Raw genomic sequence first — 18104 nt, forward strand, 5'->3', positions numbered from 1 at the left:
GAGCTGTGCCAAGGCGGAATAGTCAGTGGCGGTGCGTCAATCCGCCTTGGCGCCGGAGACGCGGACGACCTCGCGCCACTTGGCGATGTCGGATTCCAGCCAGGGGCGGAACTCATCCGGCGGCATGGCGACGGGCAGCAGGCCCTGGTTGCGCAGTTGTTCCTGCAGGTCGGGCGCGAACAGCGCTTCTCTCAAAGCGGTGTAGACGCGGTCGCGGATCGGCGCGGGCAACTTGGCCGGCGCGAACAGACCGTGCCAGGCGGAGACATCGAAATCATCGATACCCTGCTCGATGGCCGTCGGCACGTCCGGCACCATATCCAGCCGCTTGGCCGAAGTGGCGGCCAGCGCCTTTAGCTTGCCGTCCCGCACGAAAGGCAGCACCGCCGTCACCTGATAGATCGTCATCGGTACGGTGCCGGAGATGACGTCCGTCACCGCCTGCGCACCACTGCGATAGGGCACGTGCACCAGCGGCGCGCCGGTCTTCAGCTTCAGCAACTCCCCCGCCAGATGGCTGGACGTACCGTTGCCGGCCGAGGCGTAGCTGACGCCGTTGCGCTGCTGCTTGGCCCAGGCGATAAATTCCGGCAGCGTCTTCGCCGGCACGCTGGGGGAGACGACCAAAAGGTTCGGCGCTTCGGTCACCAGGGTGATGGGCGTGAAGTCGCGCAGCACATCGTAGGGCATCTGCGGCATCAGCGACACGTTCACCGAATGCGAGGCGATGCTGCCGAGGCAAAGATTGTAGCCATCCGGCGCGGATTTCGCGATGGCGTCGCTGCCGACCACGCCGCCGGCACCGGCGCGGTTCTCCACCACGATAGGCTGGCCCAGGCTCTGCGACATGCGCGGCGTCAGCAGCCGGGCGACGATGTCGGTGCTGGTGCCGGCGCCGAAGGGCACGATGATGCGGATGGTACGGTTCGGCCAGCCATCTTGCGCCCGGGCAGGGCGCAGGGCGGGCAGGGCCAGCCCGCTGGCGGCCAGGCCACCGAGCAGGCGGCGGCGTGTGGGCAGGATGCGCGTCATGGGCGGTTTCCTCGGCCTGTTTCCATTCTACGGGCCTGCTTCCGGGCGGCCCTGTTGGCGGTAATGGAGCGCGGGCAGGGGCCATCAGGCAATTGATATATTTATGGGCCAGTCATAGCATTTCCTGATGAGTCTCTCCCTGCGGCAACTGCGCGCCTTCGCCATGGCCATGGAAACCGGCAGCTTCGGCCGCGCGGCCGCCCGCCTGCATCTCTCCCAGCCGGCGCTGACGGTACAGATCCGCACGCTAGAGGAAACGTTGGGGCTGACCTTGTTCGACCGCTCCGCCCGCGGCGTGCGCCCCACCGAAGCCGGGCGGACGCTGGCGCAATCCTTCGCCCGCATCCTGGAGGAACTGGACCAGGTGGTCGCCGGGGCGCGGGAGCAGGCGGCGCGGCGTTCCGGCACCGTGCATCTGGCGGTGCTGCCCTCGGTCGCCGCCACGGTGTTGCCTGTGGCTCTCGCCCGGCTGCGGCAGGCGCACCCCGCCATCCGCGTACTGGTGCGGGATGCGGTGGCCCGGCGCGTCAGCGAGATGCTGAAAGCCGGCGAGGCGGAACTGGGCATCGGCACCTTGCCCGGCCCGGACCCCGAGCTGACCGCCGAAACCCTCTTCGAGGACGAGCTGGTGGCCGTGCTGCCGCCCGGCCATGCACTGGCCCGCCGCAAGAAGCTGACCCCGGCCATCCTGGCGGCGGAGCCCTTGGTGCTGACCGAACCCGGCAGCAGCGTCCGCCAGCTGGCCGAGCGTGCCTTCGCCGAGGCCGGGCTGGTGCTGCGCCCGGCCTACGAGGCCACCTACATGAGCACCGCCGTGGCGCTGGTCCGCGCCGGGCTAGGCGTCGGCGTGCTGCCCGCCACGGCTTTGGACCTGCAACTGGCGCCGCTGCTGGAATTGCGGCCGATCCCGGTTCCCTCCATGCGCCGCCATATCCTGCTGCTGGCGCGCCGCAACAGCAGCCTCTCCCCGGCTGCGGAGGCGCTGGCGGAGGTGTTGCGGGCGACGGTGGTGGTGATGCCGAAGGTGGGGTAGGGCAGAGAAGGAAGGTTGGGGAAGGAATTCCCCAAACCCCTTCTTTTTTTGCGAGTTTGGTCGCGGCAAGCGATCGAGCAGAACACCGATGTGCCACGCATTACGGTCTTCGCGCGCAGCGCAGTCGAAGACCTACAGCAGGGCTACCGGTGCCCCGATCAGCAAGCCAAAACACCGCAAAAGGAAGGAGGGGGTTTGGGGGAATTCACTCCCCCAACCTTTCCTGCGCTCCCCAATCAGTCCGCGTACTGGCCCGCCTCCTGGATGATTGGCCGCCAGCGTGCGACCTCCTCCGCCAGGAAGCGGCGGTGATAGGCGGGGGTGACGCGGTCCTCGGCGGCGGGCTGGGTGACCAGTTCGCCAAAGCGGGCCAGCAGACGTTCCTCCTTCAGTGCGGCGCGGATGGAGGCGGAGAGGCGTTCCTGGATCTCCACCGGCGTGTTGGCGGGGGCATAGAGGCCGTGCCAGGTGCTCATCACCAGCTCGGGCACCCCGGCCTCGGTGGTGGTGGGCAGTTCCAGGCCGCGGACGCGGTCCGGCAGCGTGGCCGCGTAGGCCTTGACGCGGCCGTCGCGTATGAAGGGCGCGGTGTTGGTGGCCTGGTCGCAGAACACATCGATGCGTCCTGCCATCATGTCGGTGATGGCGGGGGCGCTGCCACGGAATACCACCGTGGTCAGGTTCTTGCCCACCGCGCGCTGCAGCAGCATGCCGCAGAGTTGGTTGGCGCCGCCAAGGCCAGAATGGGCCAGGGTCAACTTGTCACCCTGGCGGCGGAGCTCGGCCATGAAGCCGGCGAGGTCGGTGGCCGGGAAGTCGGGCCGTGCCACCAGCGTCATCGCCGCGTCGGAGACGAGGCCGAGCGGCGCGAAGCTGCGCTCCACATCATAGGGCAGGCTGCGGTAGAGGGTGGCGGTGGTGGCGTGGCCGATATGGTGCATCAGCAACGTCGTGCCATCCGGCCGCGCCTGCGCCACCCGTGCGGCGGCGATGGTGCCGCCGGCGCCGGTGACATTCTCGACCACCACGGCGACGCCGAGCTGCTTGGCCATGCCTTCCGCCACCAGGCGGCTAATGACGTCGGTGGGGCCACCCGCCGTGAAGGGCACGGTGATGGTGATGGGGCGGCTGGGGAAATCCTGGGCCAGTGCCGGGGCGGTGAGCAAGGCGGCCCCGGCGGCCAGCAGGCTGCGGCGATGGATCATGGTCTTTCCTCCCTGGATGCGCGGCGGTTTCTCCGCCGTCGCCGTGAGCATGACTGGTCGAAAGCCTCGCGGTCGCCCGCCTGTGCCGCGCGGCTACAGGTTGGCGCTGTGGATGGCGTCGCAGACCGCCTCCGTCACCTCCTTCGTGGTCGCCTTGCCGCCGAGATCGGGCGTCAGCAGGCCGGAGGCGGTGACGCGCTCCACTGCCGCCATCAGCCGCGCGGCGGCCTCGGGCTCGCCCAGATGTTCCAGCATCTGCGCCCCGGTCCAGAAGGTGGCAACGGGGTTGGCAATGCCCTTGCCGGCGATGTCGAAGGCCGAGCCGTGGATCGGCTCGAACATCGAGGGGAAGCGCCGTTCGGGGTCCACGTTGCCGGTCGGCGCCACGCCCAGGCTGCCGGCCAGCGCGGCGGCGAGGTCCGACAGAATATCGGCGTGCAGGTTGGTGGCGACGATGGTGTCCAGACTCTGCGGCTTCAGCACCATCCGCATCGTCATCGCGTCCACCAGCATTTTGTCCCAGGTGACGTCGGGGAATTCCTTCGCGACCTCGGCCGCGATCTCGTCCCACATCACCATGCCGAAGCGCTGGGCGTTGGATTTGGTGACGACGGTGAGGAACTTGCGCGGCCGCGCCTGGGCCAAGCGGAAGGCGTAGCGCATGATGCGGGTGACGCCGACGCGGGTGAAGATGCTGACCTCGGTGGCCACTTCCTCTGGCAGGCCCTTATGGGCGCGGCCGCCATGGCCGGAATACTCGCCCTCGGAATTCTCCCGTACAATCACCCAGTCCAGATCCCCGGGGCCGACGCCGGCCAGGGGCGAGGTCACGCCAGGCAGGATCTTGGTCGGCCGCACATTGGCGTACTGGTCGAACCCCTGGCAGATCGGCAGGCGCAGGCCCCAGAGGGTGATGTGGTCCGGCACGTCCGGCGCGCCGACGGCGCCGAAATAGATAGCGTCGAACGCCTTCAGCCGTTCCAGCCCGTCCTCCGGCATCATGGCGCCGGTCTTCCGGTAATAGTCGGAGCCCCAGGGGAATTCCTCGACATGCAGCTTGAAGCTGCCCATGCGGCGTTCCAGCACCGAAAGCGCCTGCAGGCCGGCGGCAATGACTTCGGGCCCGATGCCGTCGGCCGGAATGGCTGCGATGCTGTATTCGCGCATGGCGAACTCCTCCGTTTCTCGTTGCGGGCCAGCCTAGATCGGTTGGGGCGTCGGGGGTGCATCCAAAAGATTATGCAAAATATTGCTTCAATCCCGGCCGCAGCGCAGGGTGCACGGAGCGCCGGCACGGCGGCGGGAGGTGCTTTTGGAACTGAAGCAGTTGCGCTGTTTCCTGGCCGTGGCCGAGGAGCTGAACTTTGGCCGGGCAGCGCACCGGCTGAATATGCTGCCGACGGCGCTCGGCCGGCAGGTGCGGCTACTGGAGGAGGAACTGGGCGCGCCGTTGTTTGAGCGCACCACAAGGCAGGTTGCCGCTACCTCTGCCGGGCTGGCATTGCTGCCGGAGGCGCGCGGCATCCTGGAGCGTGCGGCCGCTGCCGTACAAAAAGTGCGCGCCCTGGCGCCCGTGGCGGATAACGCATTGCGGATCGGCGCCATCGATAGCGCGGCGGCGGGCCTGTTGCCGGATCTGCTCTATGCCTTCCGCCGCCTTCAGCCGTCGGTGGTGACGCGGCTGGTGGAAGCACGGTCGGTGCAGATCCTGCCGCTGCTGCTCGCCGGCAAGCTGGAACTGGGCTTCATCCGACCGCCGCAGCCGCAGGAGGGGCTGCGCTTCGAGTGGCTGTTGCAGGAGAAGCCCGTGGTGGCCCTACCCAGCGGCCATCCGCTGGCGCGGCACCGCCGGCTGCGGCTGGCTGATCTTGCCGGCCTGCCGCTGGTGCTGCCGCCCCGCGCCACCCGCCCGCACAGCCACGGCGTGGTGACGCGCCTGTTCGCCCTGCTGGGCGAGGCGCCGCTGGTCGCGCAGGAAGCCGAGGAGAAGCAGACCATGATCGGCCTGGTGGCCGCCGGGATCGGCTTGGCACTGTTGCCGGAATGGGCGGCGCGGATGCGCGTGCCCGGCGCCGTGTACCGCCCCTTGGACCTGCCGGATGGCACCCGGCTGCCGGAATGGTCCCTGGGCGCGGCGTGGATGGAGAACCGGCCGAGCGCGGCGCGGGACCAGTTCCTGGAGATCCTCCGCCATCCCTGGCGCGCCGGGGCTGACGCGGTGATGTGAGCCAAATGGGGAAACGTGCCGCACCGGCCTCGCCGCCGGCGCGGTCAGCGCAGGGGCAGCAGCCAGGACACCAGCACGACGCTGACGAGCATCACCAGCACCGTGAAGGGCACGCCGACCCGCACGAAGTCGCCGAACCGGTAGCGCCCCGGGCCCAGCACCAGCGTGTTCACCGGGGAGGAAATCGGCGTCATGAAGGCCGAGGAGGCAGCCAGGGCGACGATCATGGCGAAAGGGTAGGGCGACATGCCCAACTCCCGCGCCGTGGCAATGGCGATCGGCGCCATCAGCACGGCCGTGGCGGTGTTGGAGATGAACAGGCCGATCACTGCCGTCGCGGTGAACAGGCTGGCCAGCAGCACCGCCGGGCCGGCGCCGCCAGCCAGCCGCACCAGCGCTTCCGCCGCCAGGGCGACGCCGCCGGTGCGCTGCAGGGCAACGGCGAAGGGCAGCATGCCGACGATCAGCACGATGCTCTGCCAGTGGATCGAGCGGTAGGCGCCGTCCAGATCGATGCAGCCCAGCGCCACCATCAGGAGGCAGCCGATCAGCGCGGCCTGCACATGCGGGACCAGGCCGGTCACCATCAGCAGCACCACCACGGCCAGGCTGAGCAGGGCCTGCGGTGCCCGGTCCGCGGCCGGCGGCGGTTCCTCCAGGTCGGCCGGCTGGTTCAGCAGCAGGAAGTCGGGCCTGCCTTGCTGGGACCGGCGCAGTTCCTTCCAAGGGCCGACCAGCAGCAGGCTATCACCGGCTTGCAGCCGTTCCTGCAGGAAGTCTCGGTCGAACCGGTGCAGGCCGCGGCGCAGGCCGATGACGGTCAGGCCGCGGCGGGACCGCAAGCCGGCTTCCAGCACCGACTTGCCGCGAAGGCCGGAGCCAGGGGTGACCAGCACCTCCACCAGCCCCACGGCCCTGGGGCGGCTGGCCGGGTCCAGCCCCGCCAGCGGCATCGGCGTCAGCCCAATCGGGGCGCAGAGCGCCTGCAGCGCCGTTTCCCCCGCCTGCAGATCGACCAGCAGGCGGTCCCCTGGCTGCAGCACGAGATCGTCCGAGGGGTCGAGCAGATCGGCCCCGAAGCGCAGGCTGCGTTCCACGGCCATCACGTTCAGCCCGTGCCGGGCGCGCAACCGCAGCGCCTTCAGGCTGCGGCCAGCCAGCGGCGAGCCGGCGGCCAGGCGCAGGCGGTGCGTGCGCCCGTCCAGCCCGTAATCCTCCACCAGTTCCTGGAAGGTCGGGTGGCCCGTGCCGGCCGGGTCCTCGGCCATCGGCGCGGCCAGCCAGTGGCGGACCAGCAGCATGTACAGAATGCCGAGCAGCAGCACCGGCAGCCCGAAGGGCGTGAAGCTGAAGAAACCGAAGCCCGCCAGCCCTTCCCGCTGCAACTCGCTGTGCACGACGAGGTTGGGCGCGGTCGCCACCAGGGTCAGCATGCCGCTGATCAGCGCGGCGAAGCAGAGCGGCATCATCAACTGGCCTGGGGCGATGCGCAGGCGGGCGCAGATGCGCAGCACCACCGGGATGAAAATGGCGACGACGCCGGTGGAACTCATCACCGAACCCAGCGCCGCGACAATAAGCATCAGCATCACCAGCAGCCGGGCGCTGCTGCCGCCCGCCCGGGCCACAAGCCCATCGCCCAGTCGGCGGGCGATGCCGGTGCGGACCAGGCCTTCCCCCAGCACGAACAGCGCGGCGATCATGATGACGCTGGGGTCGCTGAACCCGGCCAGGGCCTCCGGCACCGTCAGGATGCCGGTCAACGGCAATGCCAGCAGCACCAGCATGCCGACGCCGTCGGAGCGGGGCCGGTTCAGCACGAACATCGCGATCGCCAGACCCAGCAGGCCCAGCACGATGGCGAGGTCGGTATTCACACGGGGCGCCAGGGTGAGGGGGCGAAGGGCGCCATGGGAACCTCTGCTCGATGCGCGGCGCCGATGACCGGCACCGCGCGGGATGGCGCGTCACGGGCTGCCGGCAGGCCGACCCGATGTTCATACCACGGCCCGGCAAGGAATCGCCGTGCCGGTTACGGCCATTGTCTGCGCCGCGTCGCGGGGCTTATCTCATGGCTGTTCATAACAAGAATTCCGGGGAACGCGCCATGGCCTCCAACCCGTTCAACCTGTCCGGCCGCCGGGCATTGATCACCGGCGCCGGCCAGGGCATCGGGCTGGCGCTCGCCCGCGCCCTGGCGGAGGCCGGTGCGGCCGTGGTGCTGAACGGGCGGGACGCCGGCAAGCTGGAACGCGCCGCATCCCTGCTGCGCACGGGCGGCTACAGCGCCGAGATCGCCGCCTTCGACGTGACGGACCCGGAGGCGGTCCGCGCCGGTATCGCCGCCGTCACGGCACAGGGGGACATCGATATCCTCATCAACAACGCCGGCATCCAGCGCCGCGCGCCGCTGCAGGATTTCCCCGAGGACACCTGGGACGAGTTGATGCGGACCAACCTCGATGCGGTGTTCTACGTGGCCAAGTCCGTCGCGCGGCACATGATCCCGCGCGGGCGCGGCAAGATCGTCAATATCTGCTCGGTGCAGAGCGAGCTGGGGCGGCCCGGCATCGCACCCTACGCCGCCAGCAAGGGCGCGGTGCGGATGCTGACGCGCGGTATGTGCGCCGACTGGGCGCGGCACGGCCTGCAGGTCAACGGCCTGGCGCCCGGCTACTTCGAGACGGAGATGAACCGTGCGCTGGTCGAGAACCCCGAGTTCTCCGCCTGGCTGTGCAACCGCACCCCGGCTGGTCGCTGGGGCCGGGTGGAGGAACTGGGCGGTGCGGCCGTGTTCCTGGCCTCGGACGCGTCGTCTTTCGTCAACGGGCAGGTCGTCTTCGTCGATGGCGGCATGACGGCGGTGGTCTGACGGACCCTGAATTTTGACTCCGTAACGATTATCCGCGACGCTGCGTGACAGGCATCCAGGCGTGGAAGGGCGGGCGATGACAAGGGGCTTGGGCGTTGCCGCCACGGCAGGGGCCTAGATGGGCGCCCTGCTGGTTGGGCTGCTGGTGACCGCCTGCGTCTTCGCGGGCGGGGTGCTGGGGCTCAACCTGCACCGATTGTTGCCACGGCATCACCTGACGAAGGAGACGCAGGACGTCATCCGCCTGGGCAGCAGCACCATCTCGGTGCTGGCGTCGCTGGTATTCGGCCTGCTGATCGCCACGGCCAAGACGACCTACGACACGGCGGACCGCGAGCTGCGCGCCTATGCGGCCGATCTCAGCCTGCTGGACCGGGCCCTGCGGCATGGCGGCCCGGACGCGGCGGCGCCGAGGGAATTGCTGCGCCAATCCACAGCCAGGACCATCCAGGATCTTTGGCCTGCCAGCGACGCCAGTTCCGCCGGGCTGGACGATGCCTCCGCCAGCGTGATGCTGGAGCAGACGGCCGAGGCCATTCGCGGCCTGACGGCCACCACCACCGAACAACGCTGGGCGCAGGAAGAGGCGATGCAGATCGCGACATCGCTGCTGCGGCAACGGTGGTTGTTGATCGAGCAGGCGGGGCCCAGCGTGCGGCCATTCATCCTGGCCGTGCTGGTGTCCTGGACCGTGGCGATCTTCATCAGCCTGGGGCTCAACGCGCCGCGCAACGGCACGGTCGTGGCCAGCCTGCTGATCTGCGCGTTCATCATCGGCGGCGCGGTGTTCCTGATCCTGGAGATGGACAATCCGTTCGACGGGGTGATGTCGATCTCGGAGCGCTCGATGTTGAATGCGCTGGGCCAGATGGAACGCTAGCGCGGGCTGCGGCAGCTGCTCGCGGCGGTTTGACATGTCTAACAATCTCTCCATACTCGAACCCGAGGCGACGGCGGGACCGGTTGCTACGAAGGGGTGGGGAATGGCCATCGCGGGCTGACGTGGCCAGGTGGCAGGCAGGCGCCGACAGCCACGCGTTTGGGGATAGGCGACCTCGAGCACCATCTGGCAGGATCGGCCTTGATGGCGCCGCGGTTGCCCGGCTGGCCGCCGGCATCGGGGCGCGCATCCCTGAGAAAAATCCGGGAGGAAGCAAGAATGCACGCATGGGCCATGGTCGATTACGGCCAACCGCTGGAGCAGATCGAGAAGCCGACGCCGGTGCCGCAGGGCACCGAGGTTCTGGTGGAAGTCTCCCATTGCGGCGTCTGCCATTCCGACCTCCATGCCTGGGATGGCTACTACCAGCTGGCGGGCGGCAAGCGCCTGCATTCGCGCGACCGCGGCGTGAAGCTGCCATTGGCGCTGGGCCACGAGATCTTCGGCCGCGTCGTCGGCATGGGGCCCGATGCCGAGGGTGTCGCCGTCGGAGACAAACGCATCGTCTATCCCTGGGTCGGTTGCGGACATTGCAATCGCTGCCTGGATGAACGCGACAATATGTGCCTGGACGTACGGCCGCTGGGCATTCGGCAGGATGGCGGCTTCGGCAGCCATGTGCTGGTGCCGCATCCGCGCCATCTGGTCGATCCCGGCAACCTGGACCCGGCCCTGGCCGCGACCTATGCGTGTTCCGGCATCACCGTCTACTCGGCCATCCGCAAGCTGATGCCGTTGCCGCCGACGACGCCGATCGTCGTGGTCGGCGCCGGCGGGCTGGGATTGTCCGCGATCACGGTGCTGCGGGCGTTGGGGCATGAGGCGATCATCGCCGTCGATACCGATGCGCGGAAGCTGGAGGCTGCACGCACCGCCGGCGCCAGCGACGTCGTCGATGCCTCCGCGCCGGATGTGACGCAGCGTCTGGTGGCGGCCGCCGGTGGGCCACTGGAAGCGGTGATCGACCTGGTGAATGCGTCCAGCACCGCGCGCTTCGTCTATGACGCGCTGGGCAAAGGCGGCACCGCCGTGCAGGTCGGCCTGTTCGGCGGCGAGTTGACTATCGACCTGCCGCTGATGGCGATGCGCGAGCTGGCGCTGCGCGGCAGCTATGTCGGGTCGCCCAAGGATCTGCGCGAGCTGGTGGCGCTGGCGCAAGCCAACAAGCTGGCCAGCCTGCCGATTACCGTCATGCCGCAATCCAGCGCCAACGAGGCGTTGCAGCGCCTGAAGGATGGCCAGGTGATCGGCCGCCTGGTGTTGCGCGCGGACGCGGTGGCCTAGAGCCCGATGCGTCCACGCACCACGCTCCATTGTTTGTTCGATCGTGTGACTCGGGCTTCTCGGTGATTCCACCTCAAGCCATCACGCTCTAGCGCGGGCGCGCACCGCCTTCGGTGCGCACAGGCCCGATCATTGCTGCTCCCCGTCCGGTTCGGCCGGGGAGGTTTCCACGCGGCGCAAGACTCAGACAAGGATATGGATGATGGCTATGGGATTGATACCGCGCCGCGAGAGCTTCGCGTCCTTCCTGCGGCGTGGCTGCGCCGTGGCGATCTGTGGCCTGGCGGCGGCCGGTGCCGCCCAGGCGCAGCCCACCCTGACCATCGCTGCGATGACCTCGCCCAGCGCGCTGGACCCGCATTACCACTCGACGAACAACAACAACATGGCGTTGTTCCAGATCTTCGAACCGCTGATCCGGGAGGCCAATGACGGCAGCCTTTCCCCCGCCCTGGCGGAATCGTGGAAGGTCGTCGGCGATACGACGTGGGAGATCAAGCTGCGGAGCGGCGCTCGCTTCCACGACGGTACGCCGTTCGAGGCCGAGGACATCGCCTTCACGCTGAACCGCCTGGCCAATGTGCCGAACAGCCCCGGCCCGTTCACGCCCTATGCCCGCAGCATCCGGGAGGTGGAGATCGTCGATCCCACCACCGTCCGCGTGCACACGCACCAGCCCAACCCTTACCTGGATTACGACCTGACGCGGGTGATGATCCTCTCCCGCAAGATCCACGCGGAGGCCACGACCGCGCTGTTCAACAACGGCAAACTGGCCATCGGCACCGGCCCCTACCGCTATGTCGGCTTTATCCTGAATGAGCGGCTCAGCATCACCGCCAACCCGGAATACTGGGGCGAGAAGCCGGAATGGTCGCGGGTGGAAACGCGCTATGTCAGCAATGCCGGCGCCCGCACCGCCGCCCTGCTCTCCGGCGAGGTCGATCTGATCGACGGCGTGCCGGTGCATGACGTGACGCGCCTGCAGGGCGAGCCGAATGTCCGCATCTTCGGCACCGACAGCTACGGCACCGCCTATCTGTTCCCCGATGCGGGGCGTGACCAGGTGCCCTACATAACCGACAAGCAAGGCAAGCCGCTTCCCACCAACCCGCTGCGTGACCGCCGGGTGCGGGAGGCGCTCTCCCTCTCGGTCAACCGCGCTGGCATCGTCGAGCGGCTGCTGGTGGGGCAGGGGACGCCGGCGGACCAGTTCGCGCCGCCCGCGGTGGCCGACCGTGCGCCAGGCATGCCGCCGCTGGCCTATGACATCGCCGCCGCCCGCAAGCTGCTGGCCGAGGCCGGCTACCCCAACGGGTTCCGCATGACCATCCATGGCCCGAACGGCTTTTTTGCCAGCGACGGCGAGGTGCTGCAGGCCCTGGCCCAGGGCTTCAACCGCATCGGCGTGGACACTCAGGTGGAGATCCTGCCGCCGGCCAACTTCTTCACCCGCGCCACCAACCGCGATTTCGCGCTGTTCATGACCACTTACACCTCCAACCTCGCCTCCAACACGCTGCGGCAGGTGGCGGCGACGCGGGACCCGGCCACCGGTTCGGGCCCCTTCAACCGGCAGCACTATTCCAACCCTGCGCTGGATGCGCCGTTGAGCGAGGCCCTGCGCACCATGGACCCCGGCCGGCGGCAGGAGCTGACCACCCAGGCGATGCAGCAGCTGGTGCAGGACAAGGGCATCATCCCGGTGTTCTACCTGCGGGTGAACTGGGCCGGCCGCAGCGACCGGCTGACCTATGAGCCGAGCCCGAATTGGTACACCCAGGCGCAGTTCGCCCATCCGGTCGCCCGGTAGGGCCGAAGGGCGGCGCGCCGGGGCGGGTCAGTCCTGGGCGCGCCGTCCCGGCACCGTTCGGGCCGCATTCATCGGCGCGCCCCGACCTGCCGCTTGCGGTGGGCGCTGGCTGCTTCTAAGTCCGTGCTGGTTCCTGGGAGAATGGCGATGCGGATCCTCGTCACCGGCGGTGCCGGCTTCATTGGATCCGCCTTGGTACGCCGATTGGTGCTGCAAGAGCGCGCCGAGGCCGTACTGGTGGTGGACAAGCTGACCTATGCCGGGGAGCGGCGCAGCCTCCGGGACTGCGAGGGCCGGCCCGGCTTCGCCTTCCTACAGGCCGACATCGCCGAGGCCGGGCCAATGCGGCAGGTGATGGCGGAGTTCCGCCCGGATGCGGTGATGCACCTGGCGGCCGAGAGCCACGTGGACCGCTCCATTGCCGGGGCCGCGCCGTTCATCCATACGAACGTCGTCGGCACCTTCGCGCTGCTGGAGGCGGCACGGGCCTACTGGACCGGGCTGGCCTCTGCGGCGCGACAGGATTTCCGCTTCCTGCATATCTCGACGGACGAGGTCTTCGGCTCGCTGGGCCCGGAGGGTTATTTCACCGAGACGACGCCCTACGCGCCCCGTTCGCCCTATTCCGCCAGCAAGGCGGGCTCTGACCATCTGGTGGCGGCGTGGCACGAGACCTATGGCCTGCCGACGCTGGTGACCAATTGCTCCAACAATTACGGCCCGTACCACTTCCCCGAGAAGCTGATCCCGCTGGTCATCCTCAACGCGCTGGAGGGCAAGAACCTCCCGGTCTACGGCCAGGGCGAGAATATCCGCGACTGGCTGTTCGTGGAGGACCACGTCACCGCGCTGCTGACCGTGCTGCGTGGCGGCCGGCCGGGCCAGACCTACAATGTCGGCGGCAGAGCAGAGCGACGGAACATCGAGGTGGTGCAGGATATCTGCGACAGCCTGGACCGCCTGCGGCCCGATCCGGCCGGCCCGCGCCGGCGGCTGATCCATTTCGTCGCTGACCGGCCCGGGCACGACCAGCGCTACGCCATCGATGCCTCCAAGCTGCAGGCCGAGTTGGGCTGGCAGCCGGCGGAGAGCTTCGCCACGGGCTTGGAGAAGACCATTGCCTGGTACCTGGACAATGCGTGGTGGTGGCAGCCGCTGCGCAACCGCGTCTATGGCGGTGAGCGGCTGGGCCTGCTGCCCGCGCAGGAGAAGACGCCGTGAAGGGTATCGTCCTCGCCGGTGGGTCCGGCACCCGGTTGCATCCGGCCACCCTGGCAGTGAACAAGCAATTGCTGCCGGTCTACGACAAGCCGATGGTGTACTACCCCATCTCGGTGCTGATGCTGGCCGGCATCCGCGAGATCCTGATCATCACCTCGCCCGAATTCCTCGACATGTACAAGCGGCTGCTGGGTGACGGCAGCGCCTATGGCATCGAGTTCAGCTACGCCGCGCAGCCGAAGCCGGAGGGATTGGCGCAGGCCTTCATCATCGGGCGCGATTTCGTCGGCGGTGATTCCGTGGCCCTGGTGCTGGGCGATAACATCTTCTACGGCGACAGCCTGCCGCAGCTGATGCGCACGGCGGCGGAACGGACAACCGGCGCCACGGTGTTCGCTTACCGCGTCGATGACCCGGAACGCTACGGCGTGGTGGAATTCGACGCCGGCGGCCGCGCCATCTCGATTGTCGAGAAGCCGAAGGAACCGCGGTCCAACTGGTCCGTCACCGGCCTGTATTTCTACGACAACCAGGTCCTCGACATCGCCGAGCAGGTGACGCCCTCAGCGCGCGGGGAGCTGGAGATCACCGACGTCAACCTGCGCTACCTGGAGAAGGGCGAGCTGCATGTCGAGCAGCTTGGCCGTGGTTATGCGTGGCTGGATACCGGCACGCATGAATCGCTGCTGGACGCGGGGGAGTTCGTGCGCACCATCCAGCAGCGCCAGGGCCTGCCGATCGCCTGCCTGGAGGAAATCGCCTTCATCAACGGCTTTATTGATGTCGACCAGCTGCGCGTGCGCGGGGAACTGTTCGGCAAGACATCCTATGGCCGATACCTGCTCTCGATGGTGCGGGATCATGAGGCGGGGCTGCCGCGCTAGGTTTGCTGATGCGGGAAGAAAGCCGGGGAAGGAATTCTCCCGGCCCCTTCTTTTCCTGCGCGTTTTGGTTGTGGCCATTCGCCGCTGGGCGTAACCGCATGTCGAAAAGCGGGTCCGTAGGGGCCAAACTCCGCTTCCAAAGCCTGTGAACTTCATCACGGCGCACCACCCCCCGCCCTGCGGCAGATCCTGGACTCGCAGAAGAAATGAAGGGTCCGGGGAGTTCCTTCCCCGGCCTTTTCCCAGGCCCGCTCGCCTTGGCACCCATGTCCCGATCCGTCACACTGATGACCGCCCGGGGCACCAAGACCCCGCGCTGTGGGATGAGAGAAGAATGCTGCCGCTGTGGGCCAGTGCTTTGGCCGCGACGTTGATCGTTCAGACTGTCAGTTCGTTCTCCAACATGGCGATACCGCTGCTGGGGCCGCTGCTGATGGCGCGGCTGGGCCTGCCGCCGGAAAGCATCGGCTATGTCTCGGCCCTGTCTGCCTTGGGCATCTGCTGGTTCCTGGCGTGCGGCGGGCCGATGCTGCTGCATTTCGGGCCCGTCCGAACCTTGCAACTGGGATTGGTCATCACCGCCCTGGGGCTGCTGACGCTGTCGCAGCCGCTGGGGCTGCTCAGCCTGCTGGGCGCGCTCGCTATTGGCTTCGGCGCGGGGCCGAACACGCCGGCGGGCAGCCAGATCCTCATTCGCGCCGCGCCGCCACGGCATCGCACCCTGATCTTCTCCATCAAACAGGCGGGCGTGCCGCTGGGCGGGGCGCTGGCCGGGCTGGTCATCGCGCCCCTGGTGCTGGCACAGGGTCTCTCGGTCGCATTATGGGCTGTCATTGGCGTGACGCTGGTGACGATCCTGGTGGTTTGGCCATTCCGGCGCCGGCTGGATGGGCAGGGGCATGGCCGCCACCCCGGCTGGCACCGCTCCCTGCTCTCGTGGTCCACCATGGTGCGCTCGGTCGGCACCTTGCGGGCGCATCCGTCGCTACCGTTGCTGGCGGCGCTGGGGGCGTCCTTCTCCGTCATGCAGGCCTGCCTGATGGCTTTCACCGCGACCTATGTGGTGACGCAGCATGGCGCGTCGCTGGCGGAGGCGGGCAGGGTGGTTGCGGCCATGCACACCGCCAGCATGGTCGGCCGCATCAGCATGGGCTGGGCAGCAGACCGCATTGGCGGCGCCATGCGGCACCTGGCCGTCCAGGCCGTCGCATCCGCCCTGGCAGTGTGCCTGCTCATGGGCACCAGCGGGCTTGGCCCTTGGGCGCTGTATGGCAGCGCCGCGCTGGTCGGCTTCGTCGCCATCGGCTGGAACGGCGTGCACATCGCCGAGCTGGCGCGGGTGGCGCCGTTGGAACTGGTCAGTGACGTGACCTCCGCCGCCAGCCTGTTCGGCTTCATGGGCTCCATCCTGGGCCCGCTGGCCTTCGCGCTGCTGGTGGGCTGGTCGGGCAGCTATGCGGTGGCCTTCCTGGCCGTGGCGGCGCAGCTGGCGGGGTTCGGGCTGGCAACCATGCTGTTCCTGCGGCGCAGCCCTGCCTGAACTCGACGAACCGGGTCCGCCGCGCCATGTGTGCCGCGGCCCGGCTCAAGCCGCCGGGCGCAGGAGAGCGCATGGCACGACATCTGGAAATGGGGCTGGATAGTTTTGGCGACGTGACCGCCGGTGCGGACGGGCAGTTGTTGCCGCACGCCCAGGTGCTGCGCAACGTGGTCGAGGAAGCGGTGCTGGCGGACCAGGTGGGCATCGACTTCATCGGCCTCGGCGAACACCACCGCGACGATTTCGCCGTCTCGGCGCCCGAAGTGCTTTTGGCGGCCATCGCCGGGCGCACCAGCCGCATCCGGCTGGGTTCGGCCGTGACGGTATTGAGTTCGGACGACCCGGTGCGGGTGTTCCAACGCTTCTCCACGCTCGATGCGGCCTCCAGCGGCCGGGCGGAAGTCATCCTCGGGCGCGGCTCCTTTACGGAATCCTTCCCGCTGTTCGGCTACGCGCTGGAAGATTATGAGGCGCTGTTCGAGGAGAAGCTGGACCTGTTCGCGGCGCTGCTGGGTCAGGGGAAGGTGACCTGGCAGGGCGGGACCCGCGCGCCGCTGACCGGGCAGGAGGTGTTCCCGCCAGTGGAGCATGCACCGCTGAAGACCTGGGTAGGAGTGGGCGGCAGCCCGAAATCCGTCATCCGCGCCGCGCATTACGGCCTGCCGCTGATGCTGGCGATCATTGGCGGGGAGCCGGCGCGGTTCCGCCCCTTCGTCGACCTGTACCACAAGGCGCTGGCGCAGTTCGGCAAGGCGGAGCAGCCGGTGGGCGTGCATTCCCATGGCCATGTGGCGCCGACCGATGCGCAGGCGCGGGAGGAGTTGTGGCCGCACTACAAGCGCGGCCGGGACCGCATCGGCGCCGAGCGCGGCTGGCCGCCGGCCACCGAGGCGGATTTCGAGCGGGAGATCGCGACCGGCTCGCTCTACCTGGGCGCGCCGGAGACGGTGGCCCGGAAAATCGCCGCGACGGCACGGCTGCTGGATCTGTCGCGCTTCGACATGAAGTACAGCGCCGGCACCCTGCCGCATGCGACGATGATGCGCAGCATCGAACTATATGGGCGCGAGGTGATCCCGCGGGTGCGGGCGCTGCTGGCTGAAGGCCAGGAATAAACGGTGAGTAGAAGGCCAGGAAAATCCGGGTCTTCATACTTGATCCGATGAAATTCTCCCTCGTTCGCGTGAAATAATTTGGCTTGTCGTGACTATTTTAGAGATATTCATACCATGTACTCGGCACTGCGTCTTATCGATCTAAAAAGCCAGCATCATTCCAAATCTGTACTTGCGGTTTTGGCTCAACGTCGTTATGCTCTAACGGAAATTTAATCTGTGCCGGGGGCGGCTTCTTGGCCGACCTCGTTGTTCAGGGGGGGGGTGGCGCGGTCTCCGGGCCTGTGGCCACTCTTCTGCCTGGTCAGTGCCATGCCCGTTTGGGCCGGTGGCTCTTGGAGACGTACATGCCGATTGCCGACCTGTTCCCCGCCGCAGAAGGCATCCTCAGCCTGACGCCCGCCAACAAGACCGAGTTGCTGGAGCTCGTCTCGGCCGCGGCGGCCGCGAGGATGGGACGCAGCAAGGATGAGGTGTTGGACGCATTGCAGGCGCGGGAGAGGTTGGGCTCCACCGCGCTTGGGCGCGGCGTGGCCATGCCGCATACCCGCATGGCGGGCATGGACAAGCCCGTCGCCATCCTGGCCCGCCTGACCCGCGCCATCGAGTTCGATGCCCGGGATGGCGAGCCGGTGGACCTGGTCTTCACCGTGCTGTGGCCGGAAGACGCGTCCGAGGGCTTCCTGCCTGCCCTCTCCAATATCTGCCGGGTGCTGCGGGACAACCAGTTGCCCCGCCAGCTGCGCCAGGCGCGCTCGGCCGACGAGGCGCTGGCCATGTTGCGGGCGGCCGACCACACCGCCCCCGACGCGCGGCCGGAGGAGGACTAGCCACCCACCCGCGCCCGGCAGCGGGGCGCAGTTTGCTGGAGCATGGCCCTGCCGCGGTTGCGGCCGTGCTCCCCGTCTCGGTCTGATCGCATGACGGACGCCGCCCGG

15 protein-coding genes are annotated in these 18104 nt (G+C 68.3%); 11 read left to right on the forward strand and 4 right to left on the reverse strand.

The annotated features are described in order from the left end of the window. Window positions 1–36: 36 nt before the first annotated feature. Entirely contained in the window at window positions 37–1032 is a 996-nt protein-coding gene (locus IBL26_RS04540) for a Bug family tripartite tricarboxylate transporter substrate binding protein (protein WP_187783275.1), read from the reverse strand. 127 nt (window positions 1033–1159) lie between these two features. Here IBL26_RS04540 and IBL26_RS04545 point away from each other — a divergent pair, with 127 nt between their 5' ends. After that, a complete protein-coding gene (locus IBL26_RS04545; RefSeq protein WP_187783276.1) occupies window positions 1160–2065 on the forward strand; it encodes a LysR family transcriptional regulator in 906 nt (301 codons plus the stop codon). Window positions 2066–2301: 236 nt separating this feature from the next. On the opposite strand, the gene IBL26_RS04550 is transcribed toward IBL26_RS04545, so the two are convergent. Then, window positions 2302–3270 carry a tripartite tricarboxylate transporter substrate-binding protein gene (locus tag IBL26_RS04550; RefSeq protein WP_187783277.1) on the reverse strand — a complete coding sequence of 323 codons (969 nt, stop codon included), beginning with the start codon at window positions 3268–3270 and terminating at the stop codon, window positions 2302–2304. Between the two features lie 93 nt (window positions 3271–3363). Next, a complete protein-coding gene (locus IBL26_RS04555) occupies window positions 3364–4437 on the reverse strand; it encodes a tartrate dehydrogenase (protein ID WP_187783278.1) in 1074 nt (357 codons plus the stop codon). A 139-nt stretch (window positions 4438–4576) separates the two neighbouring features. Here IBL26_RS04555 and IBL26_RS04560 point away from each other — a divergent pair, with 139 nt between their 5' ends. Beyond that, window positions 4577–5497 (forward strand): LysR family transcriptional regulator, encoded by a 921-nt coding sequence (locus IBL26_RS04560; protein WP_194443499.1) that lies wholly within the window; start codon window positions 4577–4579, stop codon window positions 5495–5497. 44 nt (window positions 5498–5541) lie between these two features. Here IBL26_RS04560 and IBL26_RS04565 read toward each other — a convergent pair whose 3' ends face one another. Continuing rightward, window positions 5542–7374 carry an SLC13 family permease gene (locus IBL26_RS04565; RefSeq protein WP_187783280.1) on the reverse strand — a complete coding sequence of 611 codons (1833 nt, stop codon included), beginning with the start codon at window positions 7372–7374 and terminating at the stop codon, window positions 5542–5544. 230 nt (window positions 7375–7604) lie between these two features. Between IBL26_RS04565 and IBL26_RS04570 the strand changes: the two genes are divergently transcribed. From IBL26_RS04570 to IBL26_RS04610, 9 genes are all read left to right on the forward strand, one after another. Next, window positions 7605–8369, forward strand: coding sequence for a glucose 1-dehydrogenase (locus tag IBL26_RS04570; RefSeq protein WP_187783281.1), 765 nt, complete (start codon window positions 7605–7607; stop codon window positions 8367–8369). A gap of 118 nt (window positions 8370–8487) precedes the next feature. Then, a complete protein-coding gene (locus IBL26_RS04575; protein WP_187783282.1) occupies window positions 8488–9249 on the forward strand; it encodes a bestrophin-like domain in 762 nt (253 codons plus the stop codon). 279 nt (window positions 9250–9528) lie between these two features. Beyond that, window positions 9529–10593, forward strand: a complete 1065-nt coding sequence (locus IBL26_RS04580; protein WP_187783283.1) for an alcohol dehydrogenase — start codon at window positions 9529–9531, stop codon at window positions 10591–10593. A gap of 202 nt (window positions 10594–10795) precedes the next feature. Further along, window positions 10796–12406, forward strand: coding sequence for an ABC transporter substrate-binding protein (locus IBL26_RS04585; protein WP_187783284.1), 1611 nt, complete (start codon window positions 10796–10798; stop codon window positions 12404–12406). Window positions 12407–12553: 147 nt separating this feature from the next. Then, on the forward strand, window positions 12554–13627 hold the full coding sequence (rfbB, locus tag IBL26_RS04590; protein WP_187783285.1) for a dTDP-glucose 4,6-dehydratase: 1074 nt from the start codon (window positions 12554–12556) through the stop codon (window positions 13625–13627). Further along, window positions 13624–14511 carry a glucose-1-phosphate thymidylyltransferase RfbA gene (gene rfbA / locus IBL26_RS04595; RefSeq protein WP_187783286.1) on the forward strand — a complete coding sequence of 296 codons (888 nt, stop codon included), beginning with the start codon at window positions 13624–13626 and terminating at the stop codon, window positions 14509–14511. Before rfbB ends, rfbA begins: the two co-directional genes overlap by 4 nt. Window positions 14512–14845: 334 nt before the next feature. Further along, entirely contained in the window at window positions 14846–16051 is a 1206-nt protein-coding gene (locus IBL26_RS04600; protein WP_187783287.1) for an MFS transporter, read from the forward strand. 71 nt (window positions 16052–16122) lie between these two features. Then, window positions 16123–17166 carry an LLM class flavin-dependent oxidoreductase gene (locus IBL26_RS04605; protein ID WP_187783288.1) on the forward strand — a complete coding sequence of 348 codons (1044 nt, stop codon included), beginning with the start codon at window positions 16123–16125 and terminating at the stop codon, window positions 17164–17166. Between the two features lie 347 nt (window positions 17167–17513). Beyond that, window positions 17514–17996, forward strand: coding sequence for a PTS sugar transporter subunit IIA (locus IBL26_RS04610; RefSeq protein ID WP_187783289.1), 483 nt, complete (start codon window positions 17514–17516; stop codon window positions 17994–17996). Window positions 17997–18104: the final 108 nt, after the last annotated feature.

This window comes from Teichococcus aerophilus, from assembly GCF_014490485.1.
GTDB classification, from domain to species: domain Bacteria; phylum Pseudomonadota; class Alphaproteobacteria; order Acetobacterales; family Acetobacteraceae; genus Pseudoroseomonas; species Pseudoroseomonas aerophila.

What these genes read in the sequence shown, in the direction of transcription:
- IBL26_RS04605 (WP_187783288.1), top strand. Translation starts at nt 16,123, where the DNA reads ATGGCACGACATCTGGAAATGGGGCTGGATAGTTTTGGCGACGTGACC.
- IBL26_RS04555 (WP_187783278.1), bottom strand. Translation starts at nt 4,437, where the DNA reads ATGCGCGAATACAGCATCGCAGCCATTCCGGCCGACGGCATCGGGCCC.
- rfbB (WP_187783285.1), top strand. Translation starts at nt 12,554, where the DNA reads ATGCGGATCCTCGTCACCGGCGGTGCCGGCTTCATTGGATCCGCCTTG.
- IBL26_RS04610 (WP_187783289.1), top strand. Translation starts at nt 17,514, where the DNA reads ATGCCGATTGCCGACCTGTTCCCCGCCGCAGAAGGCATCCTCAGCCTG.
- IBL26_RS04575 (WP_187783282.1), top strand. Translation starts at nt 8,488, where the DNA reads ATGGGCGCCCTGCTGGTTGGGCTGCTGGTGACCGCCTGCGTCTTCGCG.
- IBL26_RS04540 (WP_187783275.1), bottom strand. Translation starts at nt 1,032, where the DNA reads ATGACGCGCATCCTGCCCACACGCCGCCGCCTGCTCGGTGGCCTGGCC.
- IBL26_RS04550 (WP_187783277.1), bottom strand. Translation starts at nt 3,270, where the DNA reads ATGATCCATCGCCGCAGCCTGCTGGCCGCCGGGGCCGCCTTGCTCACC.
- IBL26_RS04600 (WP_187783287.1), top strand. Translation starts at nt 14,846, where the DNA reads ATGCTGCCGCTGTGGGCCAGTGCTTTGGCCGCGACGTTGATCGTTCAG.
- IBL26_RS04545 (WP_187783276.1), top strand. Translation starts at nt 1,160, where the DNA reads ATGAGTCTCTCCCTGCGGCAACTGCGCGCCTTCGCCATGGCCATGGAA.
- IBL26_RS04585 (WP_187783284.1), top strand. Translation starts at nt 10,796, where the DNA reads ATGGCTATGGGATTGATACCGCGCCGCGAGAGCTTCGCGTCCTTCCTG.
- IBL26_RS04570 (WP_187783281.1), top strand. Translation starts at nt 7,605, where the DNA reads ATGGCCTCCAACCCGTTCAACCTGTCCGGCCGCCGGGCATTGATCACC.
- IBL26_RS04580 (WP_187783283.1), top strand. Translation starts at nt 9,529, where the DNA reads ATGCACGCATGGGCCATGGTCGATTACGGCCAACCGCTGGAGCAGATC.